General features: G+C 49.8%; 21 protein-coding genes. 3 read left to right on the top strand and 18 right to left on the bottom strand.

All coding sequences use genetic code 11. The features are described from left to right. The first annotated feature begins 3 nt into the window (after nucleotides 1-3). Entirely contained in the window at nucleotides 4-402 is a 399-nt protein-coding gene (locus CWE22_RS11915) for a Na+/H+ antiporter subunit G (RefSeq protein ID WP_169931722.1), read from the top strand. A gap of 13 nt (nucleotides 403-415) precedes the next feature. Here CWE22_RS11915 and CWE22_RS11910 read toward each other — a convergent pair whose 3' ends face one another. From CWE22_RS11910 to queE, 15 genes are all read right to left on the bottom strand, one after another. Further along, nucleotides 416-1,123 (bottom strand): hypothetical protein, encoded by a 708-nt coding sequence (locus CWE22_RS11910; protein ID WP_169931721.1) that lies wholly within the window; start codon nucleotides 1,121-1,123, stop codon nucleotides 416-418. 9 nt (nucleotides 1,124-1,132) lie between these two features. After that, entirely contained in the window at nucleotides 1,133-1,582 is a 450-nt protein-coding gene (locus CWE22_RS11905; protein ID WP_169931720.1) for a hypothetical protein, read from the bottom strand. Then, a complete protein-coding gene (locus tag CWE22_RS11900) occupies nucleotides 1,575-1,970 on the bottom strand; it encodes a DUF192 domain-containing protein (protein ID WP_169931719.1) in 396 nt (131 codons plus the stop codon). Before CWE22_RS11900 ends, CWE22_RS11905 begins: the two co-directional genes overlap by 8 nt. A gap of 2 nt (nucleotides 1,971-1,972) precedes the next feature. Further along, entirely contained in the window at nucleotides 1,973-2,746 is a 774-nt protein-coding gene (locus CWE22_RS11895) for a type II secretion system F family protein (RefSeq protein WP_169931718.1), read from the bottom strand. A 34-nt stretch (nucleotides 2,747-2,780) separates the two neighbouring features. After that, entirely contained in the window at nucleotides 2,781-3,644 is an 864-nt protein-coding gene (locus CWE22_RS11890) for a type II secretion system F family protein (RefSeq protein ID WP_169931717.1), read from the bottom strand. Further along, the gene (locus tag CWE22_RS11885) at nucleotides 3,635-4,822 is read right to left on the bottom strand and encodes a TadA family conjugal transfer-associated ATPase (protein ID WP_169931716.1); all 1,188 of its coding nucleotides are present in this window, start codon (nucleotides 4,820-4,822) and stop codon (nucleotides 3,635-3,637) included. The genes CWE22_RS11890 and CWE22_RS11885 overlap by 10 nt, the downstream gene beginning before the upstream one ends. Further along, complete coding sequence (locus CWE22_RS11880) at nucleotides 4,812-6,053, bottom strand: type II and III secretion system protein family protein (protein WP_169931715.1); 1,242 nt, start codon at nucleotides 6,051-6,053, stop codon at nucleotides 4,812-4,814. Before CWE22_RS11880 ends, CWE22_RS11885 begins: the two co-directional genes overlap by 11 nt. After that, nucleotides 6,050-6,793, bottom strand: a complete 744-nt coding sequence (gene cpaB, locus CWE22_RS11875) for a Flp pilus assembly protein CpaB (RefSeq protein ID WP_169931714.1) — start codon at nucleotides 6,791-6,793, stop codon at nucleotides 6,050-6,052. The genes CWE22_RS11880 and cpaB overlap by 4 nt, the downstream gene beginning before the upstream one ends. Further along, nucleotides 6,790-6,981, bottom strand: coding sequence for a hypothetical protein (locus tag CWE22_RS11870; RefSeq protein ID WP_169931713.1), 192 nt, complete (start codon nucleotides 6,979-6,981; stop codon nucleotides 6,790-6,792). Before CWE22_RS11870 ends, cpaB begins: the two co-directional genes overlap by 4 nt. Then, on the bottom strand, nucleotides 6,971-7,459 hold the full coding sequence (locus tag CWE22_RS11865; protein WP_169931712.1) for a hypothetical protein: 489 nt from the start codon (nucleotides 7,457-7,459) through the stop codon (nucleotides 6,971-6,973). The genes CWE22_RS11870 and CWE22_RS11865 overlap by 11 nt, the downstream gene beginning before the upstream one ends. Continuing rightward, nucleotides 7,452-8,009 (bottom strand): hypothetical protein, encoded by a 558-nt coding sequence (locus CWE22_RS11860; RefSeq protein ID WP_169931711.1) that lies wholly within the window; start codon nucleotides 8,007-8,009, stop codon nucleotides 7,452-7,454. Before CWE22_RS11860 ends, CWE22_RS11865 begins: the two co-directional genes overlap by 8 nt. After that, nucleotides 8,009-8,854 (bottom strand): hypothetical protein, encoded by an 846-nt coding sequence (locus tag CWE22_RS11855; RefSeq protein ID WP_169931710.1) that lies wholly within the window; start codon nucleotides 8,852-8,854, stop codon nucleotides 8,009-8,011. Before CWE22_RS11855 ends, CWE22_RS11860 begins: the two co-directional genes overlap by 1 nt. Nucleotides 8,855-8,896: 42 nt before the next feature. Beyond that, the gene (locus CWE22_RS11850; RefSeq protein ID WP_169931709.1) at nucleotides 8,897-9,208 is read right to left on the bottom strand and encodes a hypothetical protein; all 312 of its coding nucleotides are present in this window, start codon (nucleotides 9,206-9,208) and stop codon (nucleotides 8,897-8,899) included. Beyond that, nucleotides 9,208-9,492, bottom strand: a complete 285-nt coding sequence (locus CWE22_RS11845; protein ID WP_169931708.1) for a Flp family type IVb pilin — start codon at nucleotides 9,490-9,492, stop codon at nucleotides 9,208-9,210. The genes CWE22_RS11850 and CWE22_RS11845 overlap by 1 nt, the downstream gene beginning before the upstream one ends. Nucleotides 9,493-9,568: 76 nt before the next feature. After that, on the bottom strand, nucleotides 9,569-10,240 hold the full coding sequence (gene queE, locus CWE22_RS11840; protein ID WP_169931746.1) for a 7-carboxy-7-deazaguanine synthase QueE: 672 nt from the start codon (nucleotides 10,238-10,240) through the stop codon (nucleotides 9,569-9,571). 83 nt (nucleotides 10,241-10,323) lie between these two features. Here queE and queC point away from each other — a divergent pair, with 83 nt between their 5' ends. After that, on the top strand, nucleotides 10,324-10,980 hold the full coding sequence (gene queC, locus CWE22_RS11835) for a 7-cyano-7-deazaguanine synthase QueC (protein ID WP_275069073.1): 657 nt from the start codon (nucleotides 10,324-10,326) through the stop codon (nucleotides 10,978-10,980). Between the two features lie 3 nt (nucleotides 10,981-10,983). Here the strand turns inward: queC and nagZ are convergent, their stop codons facing one another. Beyond that, nucleotides 10,984-11,997 carry a beta-N-acetylhexosaminidase gene (gene nagZ, locus CWE22_RS11830; RefSeq protein ID WP_169931707.1) on the bottom strand — a complete coding sequence of 338 codons (1,014 nt, stop codon included), beginning with the start codon at nucleotides 11,995-11,997 and terminating at the stop codon, nucleotides 10,984-10,986. Between the two features lie 150 nt (nucleotides 11,998-12,147). Here nagZ and CWE22_RS11825 point away from each other — a divergent pair, with 150 nt between their 5' ends. Continuing rightward, a complete protein-coding gene (locus CWE22_RS11825) occupies nucleotides 12,148-13,470 on the top strand; it encodes a S41 family peptidase (RefSeq protein WP_169931706.1) in 1,323 nt (440 codons plus the stop codon). Here CWE22_RS11825 and CWE22_RS11820 read toward each other — a convergent pair. Next, nucleotides 13,467-14,219 carry an ABC transporter ATP-binding protein gene (locus CWE22_RS11820; RefSeq protein ID WP_169931705.1) on the bottom strand — a complete coding sequence of 251 codons (753 nt, stop codon included), beginning with the start codon at nucleotides 14,217-14,219 and terminating at the stop codon, nucleotides 13,467-13,469. The two genes, CWE22_RS11825 and CWE22_RS11820, sit on opposite strands and share 4 nt — an antisense overlap. Then, nucleotides 14,212-15,168 carry a FecCD family ABC transporter permease gene (locus CWE22_RS11815; RefSeq protein WP_169931704.1) on the bottom strand — a complete coding sequence of 319 codons (957 nt, stop codon included), beginning with the start codon at nucleotides 15,166-15,168 and terminating at the stop codon, nucleotides 14,212-14,214. The genes CWE22_RS11820 and CWE22_RS11815 overlap by 8 nt, the downstream gene beginning before the upstream one ends. Nucleotides 15,169-15,187 lie beyond the last annotated feature (19 nt).

Raw genomic sequence — 15,187 nt, 5'->3', positions numbered from 1 at the left:
GTCATGTTAGAACTTCCAACTTGGGCCGATTACTTAGCCAGCTTCTTCATCATTATTGGTGCAAGTTTTGCTGCGGTCGGTTCATATGGCCTGCTGCGACTACCAGACTTTATGACTCGTCTTCATGCTCCAACCAAAAACACCACCTTGGGTGTGGGGGGCATTATTCTTGGTTCTATCGTGTACTTTTCGGTGTCTGATTCGTTGAGTCTGCATGAGTTACTTATTGCCATTTTCCTGTTTATGACAGCGCCCATTAGCGCCCATTTATTAGCGAAAGCGGGTCTCCATTTAGAGTACAAAATGATTAGCTCCACGCGTGATTTGCGCGAACATCCTGAAGACTACAGTGACAAGAGCCAACATACTGCGAAAGAGCGCGATAGTGAGCGTGCCGACTGACGCGCTGCCGCGCTCATAAACAATAACGAGTAACCTCGATACAATTCCGGATAGCCGTGTTTAATGCGACAAGTTGCTGAAAGTCCACGTTCACACCTCTGCCGGCAATAATGATATTGTCTGCAGTGATTCGATTTGAATGCAGTGTGGTAGCGTTTGCTGTCACAAAACTCCCCGCTAAACTACTCCCATCCAACGTAGTCAATAACACACCATCTAACTGCCCTATTGAGATGAGATTGTGTTGATCGGCATCAATTGTCGTCTCCACTCGTTGCTCCGTTCCATCCCGCAGCAGAATATCCGGACTCGGTAGCAATATTTTCGAATCAGACATGACCAGTTCAAAAACTTGGTCTCCCACCTTCCGCAAACCTAAAGAATGATCTTCAGGCAACTTCTGGATGACTGACGCGTTAGCAGATTGAAACTGAATCACAAAAGTCCCCAATCGTTGAAATCCAGATAAATAACTTGGCGCCCACGGAATCGTATAAAGAGACTCCACATCAGTCAGTGACCTTGGCCAGGTTCCGGAATCAATTCGAAAATAAACTGCTGCTTGCTGCCAAAATAAGATGTCGTCAAGAACCCTACTCGCCTCATGCCAATCCGTCACATCATCACTGGGTCTAAACTGATTAACCCAGGTAGCGGTTAAAATGCCCGCAATAAGAACTGCGAGCGGCAGAAAATAGCCTCGGCTATGTCTAACCTTCATACCGAACCCCTAAGGTTTAACTGTCGCTCTTTGGAGCTTTAACAGTTGATTAAGCAACGCTTGATATTGGCGCTTAATGTGCTCATTTTCGGGTCTATCATCGAGATGTATAGACCCCTCCAGTAGCGCTTCTGTTGCCTGCCGCAGGCGCACTGCCGCCAAGTTATGCCAAACCAATGGTTGTGCCGAATCTCCCTCTAAACAACGTTGATAGCCAACTGCGGAGGCATCGTATTGATGCAATCGGAACCTTACTTGACCTAATGAACACCAGTTTGAATAAGCCCCAGGGTTGGCTGCCACCGCCTGCTGCCAAAGCCCCTCTGCTTGATGTAAATCACCGATGTGATATGCCGCTGCCGCAGTCTTTTGTAGTTGCTGAACGAAAGGTTCTTCTTGCTGACTAGTGCTCGCACAACCTACACACATCAGCACCCAGAGTAGACTTAACCTATTCATACAACTCCCCCTCGGTTTCAGTCATCAGTTCAAACCTTAATTGTTCGCCGAACCAAATCTCGAGCGGCAGCTGACAGCCTGCTTCGCATTCCACAATTGAATAGGCTTCTGGACACCGCAGAAATTGACCCGGCTGAATGTTCCGATAAATACCAACAATTTTCTGTTGGCGGTCCAATGCAACGACATCGATTGCAAAACGCATGCCCCAAGTATGGATTGAGCGACAGCATGGAAACCAATACGCAGTCTGACGGTTACATCCACGCAGCTTCAGCATGCCCATCAAACGTTGCGGAAAATAGCGCATTACCTTCACGCGCTTCCATAGACACAAGTTGTACGAGTGAACATAAAACCGTCCAAACTCGAGAGTTTCCGTTGCCATGACTAACCTCCGTGTAGAAATCGCAAAACTAGTGGGCCGAGAATGATCAAAAAAGTCACTGGAAAAAAGCAAAATAAAAGCGGAAATAAGAGCTTTACGCCGACTTCTTGAGCACGTTTTTCAGCATCGATAATTTGCTTCTGTCGAGCCTCGTCAGCTTGATTAAATAGGGTTTCAGCGAGCTGACTGCCGTAGCGCAACGACTGAATCGATGCCGTTACAAAATGCTGGATCCACACACTTTGCTGCGACTCGCTAAGCTGCTTCAGCGCCGCTTCCAAGTCGGTTCCCGTTTGAATGTCTCGTTGCACTCGTTGCAACAGCCACGTCGCTCTGGATGGGTTTGGGAGAGCTGCCATAGAATAAATTGCAGCGCGCTGCGAAAGTCCCGAGAGCAACAGCATGGCATAGATATCCAGAGTCGCTGGCCACTGCCGTTCAATTTGATCCGCCCAGAACCGACGTTGTTGCTGTCGCTTCAGCAGCCAAACACCAAACACCAAGATCACCAGTAGACGCTGATTATTGGGTTGTGGAATCACCACCAGTACGGACACAGCGACGACAACGAGAACTCGCTGCAGTAACCACTGGGACTGTGTCTTGACCGTGTTACTGCCGGTTGAGTCATTTTGTTGAGAGCGCAACCAAAGCTGCTCGAGATAACTGGCTATCGAATGTGGAAGCGCTGACTGCACCTTAGTCATCAGGCGATCCGCAAATCCGCTCGCCATGCACTGTTCGATGAGTCGCCAGACAATGAAGAGTGACACCATGAGACAACTCCCTGCCACTAGCAGTAACAAAGCCTCAGTCATCAGGCGTCGTCCGAACCAGTTGGCGCACAACCAGATGACCAAGCAACATCAATAATGCCGCCCCAAACAACATCATTTGCCCCATTCGGGTATTCGTCAGTAGCTCATTACCTGTGGGCTGTACCCAGTTCAAAACGATATATAAACCCACTGGCAAGAACAGCATCACCCGCCCCTGCAGCCGAGCTTGTGCAGACAGACTTCGCAATCGCTCTTCCGCGTAGATTTTTTGTCGTAGCGATTTCGCCAAACGCTGAAGGATTGTCACTTGTTGCGAGCCGTGCTGACTGCCTAACGTCAGCGCTAAATACAATTGATAGACACCGCCACGCGGAACCCTGCGATAGAAGTCCTGCAAGCCCGACGATAATGAATCACCAAATTGCAAGCGTCTGTTAAGGAGAATAAATTCCTGTTTGATCGGCTCGGGAAGCCGCGGATGTACCGCCTCAAAAGCGGGGGCTAACGCCAACCCAGCCGCAAGTGCATTGGCGAGCGCTTGGACGACATCAGGCAACTGTCGAGATATCTTCGTACATCGACGACCGTGCCAATAACGTCGTAACCAAGGGAGGATTAAAAAAGCAGCCAACGTCGCAGCAAACGCCCACAACAAACCAAACTGAATCAGTATGAGCACCGCTGTCGGTCCAATAACAATGCCAATCAAACTCCAGAACTGGAGTGCCGGAAGAAAGATCAAAAACTCAGCAAGGCTAGCCTCAGTTCTGGCAAAGACTTGTTGTTGCAAAGCATGCAATCGCGATTTTTGCAGCAAGGCAAGTGTCAGTGCCATACTTACACTTGCTGCAAGAGCAACCAGAGTGCTGATGATTCCCCACTGATTCATGGACATGAGCGATACCACTCAGAGCCAATGCCTGTTGTCACCAAGTCCTTATCGATGCGGTGAAAAATTGGGGTAAGCTGAAATTGTTGTCCCTCCAAACCACTTAATTCAGTAATTGCAGTAACTTGCCGAGCACCGCCACCACTGCGCGCTATTTGGATGACGACGTCTACCGCGCTGCTCATTTGCTGACGAATTGCCGCCAGTGGCAGATCTAATCCGGCCATCAACACCATCACTTCTAAACGCTGCAGAGCATCTCTCGGGGAATTGGCGTGTAAGGTCGTCAACGAACCATCATGTCCGGTATTCATGGCCTGCAGCATATCTAGAGCCTCTGCTCCGCGGCACTCACCAATAATAATGCGATCAGGCCGCATTCGGAGTGCATTCATCAGTAGCTCACGAATACTTATACTGCCAACACCCTCGCTATTATTCGGCCGAGCTTCCAGTGCGACTAAATTATCGTGCGGCAGCTTCAATTCTGCTGCATCCTCAATAGAGACGATGCGTTGTTCCGAGGGTATTTCTGCCGAGAGAATATTGAGCAGTGTCGTCTTGCCGCTCCCCGTCCCTCCCGAGATGAGCATGTTCTTACGTTGCGATATCGCGGCTTGCAAATAGTCGGCAGCGGATTTTGACAGCGCACCCTGCTTAATCAAATCACTCAGAGTTAACAAACTGGGACTGAACTTACGAATGGTGAGACAGGCTCCTCGAATCGCCAGCGGCGCTAGCACAGCGTTCACGCGTGAACCATCGGGTAAGCGCGCATCAACCATCGGCTGCGAGCTATCTAAGCGACGTCCCAATGGAATCACTATTCGATCGATGACACGCAAAAGATCGGACTCTTGCGCAAAGCTCACCAACGACTTTTCCAGTCTCCCATCACGTTCGATGAAAATAGAACGATAGTCATTCACCATCACCTCGGTTATCGTCGGATCATTCAATAATCTGGCAATGCAGCCAAAACCAATACAATCCTCAACGATATCGGTTAGCTCCTCTGCATTCGCTATCAGACTACCTCGGGATTCGTTGACTACGGACTCCAAGATAGACAGCGCAGATGTGTTTAACTGTGCCGAGTGCAACGGGCTTGCTGACTGAGGGAGACGTTGTAGGCGCTGTTTCAACTCACCTGCGAGCTGTTGCCGCTGTTGATTACTGAGCATGGTGAATCTCCCGTAACCCAGTGCACCCAGCTGTTTGATAAAACTCACGTTGTCGTTGCGCGCGTTTGGCGGCGGTTTGATCGATCTGCGAATCATCACGAACTTGCGGAGTCACAATCACGATAAGCTCGGTGGCAGCTGAACGGAATTGTTCCGACAAGAATAGACGCCCTAATAGCGGCACTCGGTGCAGTCCAGGAAATTGATCGGTCTGCAGCGACTGCTCGTGACTGATTAATCCTGACAACACAATCGACTCACCTGAGCGACCCGCAATAACCGAAGAAACTTTGCGACTGAGAATTCCAGGAATGCCATTGACTGTAGTAGCAGGATCGATGGAACTGATTTCAGCCCCTACCAGCGTTTTAATCGAGCCATCACCGAGTAATTCCGGAGCCATAGAGAGTGCTATGCCATACTCACGAAACGTCACATCCTGTTGTCCCTGCGCGAGCACCTGAGGTATCGGAAACTCACCACCGACAAGAAATTCGGCGCTACCACCGCTGCGTGCGGATAGTAGCGGTTCGGCGAGTAATCGAGCATGCCCTTCGCGTTCTAAGAGATCGATAGCCGCTTGGATATCCACCGGCATACTAATGATTTGTGCAGCGTCGCTCGACACCAAAGGTCCCATCACTTGTTGTGGCCAGCGCACACCTAGCTGACTCGTATACTGACGCTTCACCTCAGCAATTTGGACTGCGAGTTCAATCATAGGAACCTGCTTTGCTTGGCGCCAACGAATACGATTCATCACTTCGGGGTAGTCTTCTTCCAAATGCGCGAAATGTTCCTGCGCAGCGCTATCTAGAACGCCACGCAATAGAATCACATCGCCATCCTGATCAACAATCAGTTCCGGTAAAATCGCTTGAAGTTGTTTTAGATCTGCATGTAAACGCCGATTTATGGGGGCTTTAATGTGAACCCTTATGGTTTGCGGATCACGATTGGGGGCTAGCATCAGAATTTCACTGTGTCCAGGCGCCAGCCCACTGATGACGAGCTGATTATTCTGAATCAGTTGAGCTTGTAGCAGTTGTTCACTGCCCACCACAACGTCACTCCCTTCCTCAACATGGATCAGGAACGTTTGCCCTATCTCAATTTCGTAATCTTTAGCCTGTGCTGCAGAGTTCAATTGACCGTCGGCGCTGACGTTCATTGGCAATACAGCGACGCCAATGAATATGAGGCTCATGAGTATCTGAGTTGGGCTAATCACTGCACACGCTCCTGCTGAAAGAAGTGAAGTCTCGACTGCTGTGAGATGGATCGAATGGGTAAGGCTTGCGGATGCCGCAGCCAGACACTCACCGATTGAAAACGATACTGCTCAAACATGCTCGCTTGTGCAGCACTCATGGCTATCGTCGCTGTAGTCGGCAAGGTTAAATGATGATTGTTATGGCTTTGAAAATGATCTAAGGCAGCAATCCGCACCCTTTGAATAAGTTGCAATTGATCGCGACTATCTCGCAATACTAGGGTGACTCGGTCGCCGATGCTCAGCATGCCATGATGACTTTGCTCAAGTCCAAGCGTCACAGTCACGGCAATCTCATCTTCAGCGAGCTGTTGACTAAAGAACTGTGAATAATCCAGTTCCAGATCAGCGAGCGTGAGTGGTTGCCCGCGTTCAACGAATGTTGTCAGACTCCGTCCGATGATAGCTTCGGCATCAGCGGGGACTAACCAACTATCATTCACGTATTCCGGCGGATACATGCGTTGTTGCAGGTCATTGGCGGTTATCACTTGCTCTGCATCTAAATCACGAGCCATTACAATGATTCCCACCATTTGTTCCCGTAACTCTGCTTGCTGAGCTGCACTAGTGGCAGTCACATAGGCATTAATTGAAAAATAAGCGGCGCTTCCCAGTACACAGGTTGTGATTAGCAAGAGAACAAATCGAACCTGCCAAGAAAGGCCTGCAAGAACACCCTGGTCAGTCGCGGTCATCCTGCCGCCCATCCCATAAGTAACAAATACGACCAAGTCCAATGAGCGACTTGCTGCCACTGTTGCCAAAGCTGAACCACCAACTCACCTATTGTTTGATGATGGTCGTTGACAGGCACAGATAAGGCGAAGCCAAGTGTCACGGCAACAATGAGCATTTCCGTTAAGGCATGGCCCTTAGTTCGCATAGGTCACCCGAAGCACATGAGATCCCATTGATTGCTCTTGAATAAACCAGTATTCACTCGGCTGGTGCAGCTCAACAGTCATCTGTTGGTACCCAGTAAAAGGCTGACTGAGCATGCGCTGTCGATACCGAAATTGAATCTGCGAGAGTATTTGTCTCGCGCTCCAATGCGTATGGAACAGCTCTAACCGCAAAGGTGCTATATTCTCGGTAAGTAGTGCATCACCGAGCCAATGCTGGGTCGGTTGCGTTGGGTGGTGCAGACTCAGCCGCGTTAACCAATGGCGCTGCAACACGTATTGGTATACCCACAAATAGTCAGTGTCTAAACATAACCAAAGATACTGTTGAATATGCTGTTGTGCGCACTCTTGACTAGCCCACTCCTGACGACTCGGGGCGGACTCGAGTTGCCAGATAGAACGGGGATCGGAACTCACTTGAATCGCTTGCCAGTCATCCAACGGCAGATCAGTCATCACAGGACACCTCAACACACTTTAACTCGTATAGCGTTGCGTCAGGATTGCTCCAGCCGAAGCGAAAAGATTGCTGAGCGAACTCTCGCGCAATCGGTAAGATTCCAAAACCATGCACGATACGATGCAATCCAGACCGTTGTAATTGTCCGAAGCTGGTGAGATTTCGTTGGCGTTTAGATAACTGATGGAATGAGGTTGGCGACCAACTATTCTCAAGAACAGCGACCGCAATCGACTCATTACTTGCAGGTAAAACACGCAAAGTTGCCAACGGCAGGTTGATATCACCCCATTGCCGCAATGGATTGAGTATGGGGCTAACGGTTTTCGCAAAGTGGTCTTCGTTACTGAGCTTGCCGTGGCGGGACTCCCACAGTGGCTGCAACAGCTCCGAACGACTGTGGTTGATTTTTGTGAGTTCCTGCTCACCGGTATCCCAAAGCCAGACCACCCCGGAACTGAGCAACCAAGTAAAAACGGTTAGGAACAGCATCGTTTCCATCAATCCAGCGCCACACTGAGCTCGACTACTCTGCTCGTAATTCATCACTCGTTGTCCTCCAACGCATCCTGCCGCAACAACAGTTGTCGGTCCAACTGCGTTAATGCTTGCAGTTGCCCCTCCCAGAACGGGTTAAATAAGTTGGCCTTTTCAACTCGATTATCAGCGCGAGCAAAAAGAGACTGTGGTCGATAGAATCGTACGCCTGCTTTTGCTACCGCACTGCCACTGCGAACAAACACACTCGGTGATTTCTCGGTCGCCAGTTGGGGCCGATCAAAGTAGTAAATTCGCTGTCCCGATTGAATCGTCCGTTGCGTGTTCAGCGCCCAGCTCACCGCACGCGGATTGAACTGCTGACTTTTCCCAAATGCAGCGCGGGAAATATCATTGATTCGCTGCTGTTGTCGCGCACCTTCGCCCCAAGGCAACTCCTGCCAAGACCAGAATGCTCGCAGATGCAAAGATAAGGTATCCAAGCCCTGCCAATGCCAACGTCCTCGCTGATCTACCCTAATCTCAGTTCCACCCGTTTTGATTATTTTCAATGCAAAGAAGTCAAACCAGGAATAAGTTCGGTGCTGACTGAATGGATCCAAACTTGCTTGCATTCGAGTCCTGAGTGCATCCTCATCATTGCCCGTGTGGCGCGGTCGAATAAAGCTCCACCACAATAGCGGGAAAGGTATCAGTGTCGGACTGTGTAAGATGTCGAATTCGAATGATTCTGACGTATGTAATTTGGCAATGTCGGTGAGTGTTGCTGGAATCATGACAGCAAAGGAGGCGCGGACTAGGGTTTGCATGGAACTCAATGCAGTGGTGATGGCCTTTTGCATGATAATGCCAGCCCGAACTAGATGCTCAACGGGTTGCTGAGATTGGCGCACGATAAGAGCTATTTGACGAGTGACGGCATTCAATCCTGGTACCTAAGCACTGATGGTTGCTGTGCGCGTTGTGCTGGTTCGCAACATTTCGAACCAACTGGCGATGCCGATCAGCTGACTCACCACGAGTTGATTGGCCAGTAATGCACGGTTGGTCATGGCCAGAATATTCATTTCGCGCGCGAGTAGAACACCTGCTGACAGCGCCAAGTGATCAACGGTGATCTGACGAGTCCATGATTGGCGTTGAGTCTGGCCATGCTGTAAAACACCAACCAACATGATCAACAACGCTAACATCAGCGGTACTAACCAGATGCTGAGAGATCCGCGTTGAGCGTATCGAAACGACATCAGTTAGCACTATCGCTTTCGGTGCTTTCATCATAATTACCGAGCGAAATATCTTGTTTGGCGACGGTCTCCGAACGCCGAGCTGCGGCTCGAGCAGTATTGATGGTGCTGCCCGCACTTTGCCCTGAAATTTCTTGTGCGATACCAGAAACCTGGCTGCGAACGGTCTTACCGAGTAGTGAATAAACACCAATGGCGGCCACGGCAATCAGTGCCACAATGATAATGTATTCGGTCATTCCCTGACCAAGCTGTACTCGACGGTTACCTGAATGATATGGCATGACGCACCTCCCTGAGCTGAAACAGGACTCAGTATAGGTGCCTTGCAGAGGCTCTTAATGAATAGCCTCGAATGGATTACTCGATATGAAGATACTTATGAAGCTGCACGGATAAACGCCAGTTGCGTTCAATGCAGGTTTGAATAGCGAGCTCAGTAGCGCGTGGACGCTGAGAAATAGGCTGCAGGGAAATCACCGCATCCGAGCGCGGCGGACATTGCTGTAAGAGAAGATCGAGTGCATCAATATGCTTTTGCATTGCCACTGGATACTTGATTTCGTCGGCGCGTTTCATACAGTCAGGGCGCACTAAATAACCACCGGGCATATCCAGTTTTGGCGACACCGTGACCCACATCTGCGCTGACACTTGCAACGCAAACGTACCACTGGTTTCAATTTGTAAGCGATACCCTGCTTGCTCGAGTACCTCTGCTAACGGACGCAGATCATACATCGCTGGTTCACCGCCGGTAATGACCACATGGCGAGCAGTAAATTTGCGTTCTCGAAACAGCTGTAGAATAACGTTCGCAGATAATTCAGCCCACTCTGCAGTCGGACCGGTTTTACTGGCCAACTGCTCGGCGCTGACTTTTAACTCAGGTTTCATATCCCAGGTATGCTGCGTATCGCACCATGGACAACCGACCGGGCACCCTTGTAACCGCACAAAAATAGCGGGAACTCCGGTGAACATCCCTTCACCTTGAATGGTTTCAAATATTTCATTAATCGGGTACATCAAATGCGTCACCGTTATCGGTTCTTTCAGCCACTAGAATAATTAGGTAAAATTGTACCTTAATTTAGCCGTATTGAGGATGTTTCGTGGCAAAAGTAGTCGTTATCTATTCGGGTGGAATGGATTCGTATACCGTTCTCCACCGCGCGCTGCGAGACGGGCACGATGTTTACGCGTTGTCTTTCCACTACGGGCAAAAGCATGCGAAAGAGTTGGATTATGCAGCAAGGGTCTGCACCAAACTCTCGATTCCTCACAAAGTGGTCGATATTCGAGCGATTAATCAACTCCTTGCTGGCAGTTCATTAACCGATGATATCGACATTCCGCAAGGTCATTACGAAGAAGCGTCGATGAAGTCTACGGTCGTGCCCAATCGGAATATGATTCTTTTATCGCTAGCCATAGGTTATGCGGTTTCTATCGAAGCCGAGGCTGTCTATTACGGCGCTCACTCCGGTGACCACGCAATCTATCCAGACTGTCGCCCAGAATTTGTTCGCAAAATGAATGATGTGAGTTTGATTGCAAACTACGAACCTGTTCGTATCGAGGTCCCTTATTTAGACAACGATAAAATTGAGATCCTTGCCGATGGACTCCGTATGGGACTGGATTATGCCGACACTTGGACCTGCTACGAAGGCCGTGAGTTAGCCTGTGGAAAATGTGGTGCTTGTGTCGAGCGACTGGAAGCTTTTACCAAAAACCAAGTCGCCGACCCGATACCCTATCAGTCATAAGCATTAACTGAATTGTTTTAGTAACTGCTGCGCTTGATGCCAACGCGGATGGTTTTGTAACGTTTGCATACTTAACGATGCTGGCTTCGCGAGTAATTCGTAGCACCGAGCTGATTGTCGGCCTTTTTCACTGATTCGACCCGCAACCGCTTCAATGACTGCAATGGCGCCAGCCCGATCATTACACGCCAGCACCATATCACATCCTGCGTCTAATGCAGCATGAGCACGATCGGCCATCGAACCAGCGACCGTGGCGCCAGCCATAGCCAGATCATCACTGAAAATGACACCGGTAAAATGAAGCTGAGCGCGCAGAATTTCCTTCAACCAGCGCTGAGAAAAGCCGGCCGGATGTTCGCACACATCAGGATAAATGACATGAGCTGGCATAATCGCATCCAAACATGTGGCTAGTTCGATGAATGGCGGTAAATCGACTGCGACGATTTCATCCCATGGACGTTCATCAATAGGAATCGCAATATGCGAATCAGCTGCGACCGAGCCGTGTCCAGGAAAGTGTTTCCCTGTGGCTTTCATCCCAGCTTGGTGCATACCTTTGATAAACGATCGAGCAACCGGAATAATGGCATCGGCCTGCTCAGCGAAAGCGCGATCACCAATAACCTCGCTGATACCACGAACATCTAATACTGGGGCAAAGCTTAAATCGATATCCATGGCCAACACTTCTGCGGCCATTAGCCAAGCCAATTCTTGTGCTGCTTGCTGTGCTTGTGCGAGCGTCGTTGCGCGCTCTAGCAAGCTCGCCATTGGCGGAATCGCAGAAAAGCCTTGACGAAAACGCTGGACCCGCCCACCTTCATGATCGACAGCTAATACCAATGGATTGCGAGCCGCAGCACGAGTTTGCCGAACCAGTTCTTGTAACTGCTCTTGGTCGTGAAAATTACGCGTAAAATAAATGACACCACCCACCGCAGGATGCTGGAGAAGCTCACGGTCTTCAGCTGTTAGCTCGTACCCGTCAAAATCAATCATTACAGCAGTCATACATGAATCCTTCGTTACAACGAGAGCGCAGTGTGCCAAAAATGTCGGTGAGCGTCACTAGTGAAAATCACCTAGACTTCTAAAATGCATCTATTTATAAATTGAAATCGTATATATAAATAGTACTCAAAGCAGGTATGAGGTGTTGTGATGAACAAATTAATGACTGTCTGCGCATCGGCGCTGCTGGTAGCAAGCTGCGGCGGCGGAAGTAGTAGCAATGACAATGGGAACTCGGGCGGCGATGGCGGCTTCGGTGCACAATGTTCCGTCAACGATCAAAAACAACGTTTCTTAGATTACATGCGCGACGACTATTTTTGGGTTGAGGCTATTCCATCTAATGTCAATTTGGCGAACTATGCCGATATCTACGCAGTCCTCGAGGGAATTCGCAGTAGCGACGATCGTTTTAGTTTCGTTTTGACCGAGCAAGAATATCAAGATCGCTATGTAAATGCTCAGTACGCTGGCTTCGGTTTTAGTACTCGGGTCGTCAATAATTCGCGCGTGTTTGTGAATTACACATTTGACGACTCTCCAGCAGCGAATGCAGGCATTAGTCGGGCGGATGAGATCACGGCTATTGATGGCGTCAGTGTCGCCACATTGCTCGCAAATGGCACGTACAATGATGCTTTGGGCGGTCCTGAAGTCGGTATCGCACGCGAGTTGACCTGGCGGAAACCCAATGGTGATGAGTTCACCGATGTTTTGACCAAAGTAGAAGTGGAAACCAATACCGTACTCGCGAGTGACGTGCTAACCGTCGACAACAAGCAAGTGGGGTATTACGTCCTCAATAGCTTTATTAATCGAACCGGAAACGACCTCAATTCAGCTTACAATCAATTCACCGGCGTCGATGAACTGGTGATTGATGTCCGCTATAACGGTGGCGGTTTAACCCGTTACGCAAATCAGGCGGGCGCACAAGCGGCGGGTAATAACGTGATTGGCGAGACGTTTGTTCGCTACCTCTTCAACAGCCAGAATCAAAATCAAAACAATACCGAATTGTTTCAACTCTATGATGGGGTTCGGCAGCTCAATTTAGATCGTGTCTATGTGCTGACCACAGCAGCGAGTTGCTCGTCATCTGAGCTCATCATCAACTCTCTAAAACCGTTTGTGGATGTGGTGGTGATTGGTTCGAGAACGTGCGGTAAGCCTGTGGGTCAAATTCCAGAGCAAATTTGCGATAAGCGCACTTTCGTCGTGAATTTTGAGACGGTGAATGCGAACAACGAGGGTCGCTATTTTGATGGCCTGCCGGTGAATTGTGCAGCGACTGACACGTTAGTCGGTGACTGGGGAGATCCTGCTGACCCGCTGTTAGCAACAGCGAGCTTCCACATCACTAATGGCGCTTGCCCGGCCAATCTTGCTTCGAGCCAACAAGCACAAGCGCAACAACAAGCACTCGAGGCTCGCGGTCCACGTATTATTGACCAGTGGCGACAAGAGTTTTAAGGCGTGTCGATGATGCGGTGTGGTCGCATAGCCACACCGCGTTCATCACAAAACCAGTCGACTTGGACGCGGTAAATTTTTTCCAAATTGGTAGCAGTCAGCACTTCGTTGGGAGTGCCAATTTGTATGAATTGGCCCCGGTCCAATAACGCCAAGCGGTCGCAGAACATACTTGCATGAGACAAATCATGCAGGGCAATCATGACTAAAGCACCAGCCCGTGCACGCTTCACCAATAATTCCAGCAACATCAATTGATGGTACAGGTCGAGCCCAGCTGTTGGCTCGTCTGCAATCACGAGTGCACCCTGATTCAATAGTGAGCAGGCACAGTGAACGCGACGCTGTTCGCCACCGGATAAACGTAAAATCGACCGCGAGGCAAAAGGTTGCAAATCGAACTCTCGTAGAACCTGCGCAATTTTGTCGTGCTGCTGAACACTTGACCAACCTAAGTTGACAGTTGCTTCATAGAGCAACTCAGTTACCGTTATGTCTGCGAATACCGATGGCTGTTGTGGAATATAGGAGACAAGATGGCGCCGCCGCATGGGCCGCGCACCAATGATATTTTCGCCACCCCACAGCACTTGGCCACTCTGTGGGAGCACACTACCGACCAATACTTCTAACAAGCTACTTTTACCAGCGCCATTTGGTCCGATGATACCGATCACTTCACCTTCAGCTGCGGTGAATGAAACCGGGTCGAGTCGTTGCGCTACAGTAATTTGGTCAACACTAAGCATGTCCAGCCTCACGTGCCGCGAATCGATGCAGTAAATAAAGTAGGATTGGAGCACCAAAGAGCGCCGTAATAACGCCTAACGGCAGTTCCTGACGAGTCGGAAGCCACATCACGATAGTATCAACCGCCACTAGACAACTCCCACCCACTGCGGCGCTCCACCACAGCAAAGCACGGGGCCGATGGATACCGACCAAGCGCACTAAGTGTGGCGCAATTAAACCAATAAATCCTATCATGCCAGCGCTAACTACAGAGGCTCCAACTAAGAGCGTTAAACCAAACAGAACTGCAACTTGTGCTCGATGATGATTAAAGCCAAGCACCGCAAATTGTGACGAGGCAAACACATGCGCACTAATAAAATGTCGTTGCCAGAATAAAATGCTCACGGCAATACAGGTACTGGGCAACATCAGCAGTACATGTTCCCAACCACGGTTCGCGACCGAGCCCATCAGCCAAAGTGTCCATTCTTGGAATGCGAATGGGTTTGGCGCCAGACTGAGGATCAACGCCAATAACGCACTTCCCAACGCTGCAATAGCAACACCTGCCAGCAACAGTCGAATGGTTTGCAAGGACCGTCCCGCTAACACCCACAACAAACCGAATGCGCCTAAAGCGCCGGCCATCCCGAGCACCGGTAAAGACCATGCTGTGGGAAGAATCCAGCCAAAGTACAGAGCACTTACAACAACCAGTGCCGCGCCACTGGAAATGCCAATAATTCCGGGCTCAGCTAATGGGTTGCGGAAAATTGTTTGAATCACTGCGCCAGCAAGGCCCAATGCAATTCCGTTTAAACACACCAACAGCAATCGCGGCCAGCGAATATCCATCAGTATTTGTGCGTCGAGCGCTGTGCTCGGCCACAGCCACCAAGTAGAATCACCTGACCCTAGGTGAAGCACGGCAAAGCAACTGGTTAACACAATGAATAGTGTCACCCACCACCACGATATACCG

The organism is Pseudidiomarina aestuarii (genome assembly GCF_003987355.1).
GTDB classification, from domain to species: domain Bacteria; phylum Pseudomonadota; class Gammaproteobacteria; order Enterobacterales; family Alteromonadaceae; genus Pseudidiomarina; species Pseudidiomarina aestuarii.
Note: the sequence above shows the minus strand (reverse complement) of the source record. Positions and strands in the feature narration are given on the sequence as shown.

Bases quoted from the DNA above. Each gene is read 5' to 3' on its own strand.
- CWE22_RS11915 (WP_169931722.1), top strand. From the start codon at position 4: ATGTTAGAACTTCCAACTTGGGCCGATTACTTAGCCAGCTTCTTCATC.
- CWE22_RS11910 (WP_169931721.1), bottom strand. From the start codon at position 1,123: ATGAAGGTTAGACATAGCCGAGGCTATTTTCTGCCGCTCGCAGTTCTT.
- CWE22_RS11905 (WP_169931720.1), bottom strand. From the start codon at position 1,582: ATGAATAGGTTAAGTCTACTCTGGGTGCTGATGTGTGTAGGTTGTGCG.
- CWE22_RS11900 (WP_169931719.1), bottom strand. From the start codon at position 1,970: ATGGCAACGGAAACTCTCGAGTTTGGACGGTTTTATGTTCACTCGTAC.
- CWE22_RS11895 (WP_169931718.1), bottom strand. From the start codon at position 2,746: ATGGTGTCACTCTTCATTGTCTGGCGACTCATCGAACAGTGCATGGCG.
- CWE22_RS11890 (WP_169931717.1), bottom strand. From the start codon at position 3,644: ATGTCCATGAATCAGTGGGGAATCATCAGCACTCTGGTTGCTCTTGCA.
- CWE22_RS11885 (WP_169931716.1), bottom strand. From the start codon at position 4,822: ATGCTCAGTAATCAACAGCGGCAACAGCTCGCAGGTGAGTTGAAACAG.
- cpaB (WP_169931714.1), bottom strand. From the start codon at position 6,793: ATGACCGCGACTGACCAGGGTGTTCTTGCAGGCCTTTCTTGGCAGGTT.
- CWE22_RS11870 (WP_169931713.1), bottom strand. From the start codon at position 6,981: ATGCGAACTAAGGGCCATGCCTTAACGGAAATGCTCATTGTTGCCGTG.
- CWE22_RS11865 (WP_169931712.1), bottom strand. From the start codon at position 7,459: ATGACTGATCTGCCGTTGGATGACTGGCAAGCGATTCAAGTGAGTTCC.
- CWE22_RS11860 (WP_169931711.1), bottom strand. From the start codon at position 8,009: ATGAATTACGAGCAGAGTAGTCGAGCTCAGTGTGGCGCTGGATTGATG.
- CWE22_RS11850 (WP_169931709.1), bottom strand. From the start codon at position 9,208: ATGTCGTTTCGATACGCTCAACGCGGATCTCTCAGCATCTGGTTAGTA.
- CWE22_RS11845 (WP_169931708.1), bottom strand. From the start codon at position 9,492: ATGCCATATCATTCAGGTAACCGTCGAGTACAGCTTGGTCAGGGAATG.
- nagZ (WP_169931707.1), bottom strand. From the start codon at position 11,997: ATGACTGCTGTAATGATTGATTTTGACGGGTACGAGCTAACAGCTGAA.
- CWE22_RS11825 (WP_169931706.1), top strand. From the start codon at position 12,148: ATGAACAAATTAATGACTGTCTGCGCATCGGCGCTGCTGGTAGCAAGC.
- CWE22_RS11820 (WP_169931705.1), bottom strand. From the start codon at position 14,219: ATGCTTAGTGTTGACCAAATTACTGTAGCGCAACGACTCGACCCGGTT.